The organism is Nocardia carnea (assembly GCF_029869215.1).
GTDB classification, from domain to species: Bacteria; Actinomycetota; Actinomycetes; order Mycobacteriales; family Mycobacteriaceae; genus Nocardia; species Nocardia carnea_B.
In genome coordinates this window covers 1-1827 of sequence record NZ_JARWPM010000190.1, presented here as the reverse complement: position 1 = coordinate 1827, position 1827 = coordinate 1, and the positions used below count along the sequence as shown (strand labels likewise).

The 1827-nt window shown below is 60.3% G+C and carries 1 protein-coding gene; it reads right to left on the bottom strand.

Translation table 11 applies throughout. The features are described from left to right. Window positions 1-1757, bottom strand: a 1757-nt coding sequence (locus QH276_RS12780; protein ID WP_051047099.1) for a recombinase family protein, incomplete at its 3' end; no start/stop codon positions are given. Window positions 1758-1827 lie beyond the last annotated feature (70 nt).

Genomic DNA, 1827 nt, shown 5'->3' with positions numbered 1-1827 from the left:
CTTAGCTCCACCATAGGGTCACTACTAGAACCCGGGGCTGAATGAACGCCCTGGAGTAGGACCCCTACTCCTCCCTTCATTCGGGAGTTGCCTGATTCAGGAGCATCCCGGCTTGTCTTGTGCCGGGTTGCGCCGCATGTTCCTGCTTGTGCCCGTTGGGCGGCGTGTAGCTGTCCGAAGGGTTCGTGCAGGCGGTGGCCGTTGATCTGCTCGTCGTCGATGTAGAGCTGTTGGAAGATTGCCTGATTGAACAGGCGGCGCTGGTGTTCGTTGCAGCGGCGATACAGTTCTTGGGGGTTCTCCAGCAGTGTGAGCGCGGCGTCGATGAGTCGGGCGCTGGATGACAGGTCTTCGGTCGTTGTTGCCAGGCGTTCGGTCAGTCGTCGCCGTTGGTGGGCGATGTCGCGGAGTTTGGCTTTGATCTTGGGCTGCGGAAGGGTGGCGTCGGCTGCCAGGTCGATGAGGTTCTCTTCCTGGGCGTCGAGTGCCTGCAGTTCGGTGGTCAGTTGTTTCTGGAGGAGTCGGTCGGCGGTCTCTTGAGCGTTGATGGCTTCGGCGATCTGGTTGCGGATGCTGGTGATGAAGTCGCTGCGGAATCGGATCGTCGCGTAGTGCGCCTCGACGGCGTCTTCGACAAGGGCGACGTTGATGTGTGGCGCGTTGCAGGTGCCCTTCTGTTTGTTGCGGCAGAAGAAGTAGAGGTATTCGTTGCCGTGTCGGTTGGTTGTTCGCTGGATGATCATCCGCCCGACGGTCCCGGTCCGCTGGCAGCGTCCGCAGAACAGTGACCCTTTGAGGTAGTGGTGGTGGACGCGTCGGCGTTCGTGGGCGTTGGTCCGGGATTCGAGGATCTCTTGGACGTTGTCGAAGAGGTTCTCGTCGATCAGCGGCTCGTGTCGGCCCTGCATCTCCTCGCCCTTGTAGATGACGTAGCCGAGGTAGTAGCGGTCGCGCAGCATCGTCGAGAGCTTGTTTTTGGATACTCGTTGGGCGGGGTGGCGGTGGGTCGGTCGGGTGCGCAGTCCGCGGTCGTAGAGTTCCTCGGATAGTTCGTCGAGGGTGTAGTCGCCGGTGGCGTACAGCTGGAACGCGAGCTGGACGAGCGGTGCGCGTTCGGGGTCGACGCCGATGGTGCGGATCTCGCGGCCGTCGAATCGGTCGAAGATGTTGAGGTACCCGAGCCGGGCGCGGCCGAGTGTGCCGCCGTTGCGGGCTTTCTGGCCCATCTTGTAGGAGATGTCGGCGCCGGACTCGCGGGACTGGTACTCGTTGAAGGTGGCGAGGATGCCGTGCATGAGCTGGCCGACCGGCGAGTCGTCGATGGATTCAGTGGCGGAGACCAGGGTGACGTTTCGCTTGCGGAGGTCGGCCATGACGATGGCGTCGTCGAACCGGTTTCGGGCCATACGAGACAGTTTGTAGACGATGACGTAGTCGACGTCTTGATGGTTTCGAATTCGAGCGAGCAGTTTTTGGAACTCGACTCGTTTCGACATTTCGGTCGCACTCCGGCCAGGCTCGATGTATTCGTCGACGATGGTCAGGCCGAGTTGATTTGCCTTGTTCTGGCAGGCGACACGTTGAGCGGGAATCGATATGCCTTCCGGGTCGTAGTCTGTCTTGAACTGCCCCGGCGATGAGACACGTAGGTAGATGACAGCACGGTCGCCCGCCTTCAAAGGTGCTGGCAGTGATGGGAGTTCGGATGCCAAGTCGTCATCCGCATCGTTCCCCGGGCCTACGTACGCGCTCACCATGGAGATTCCTTATTCTCGACGTCACGGTATTTTCGCGATCGATATTATTATGATTCGACAGAGGGTGTTA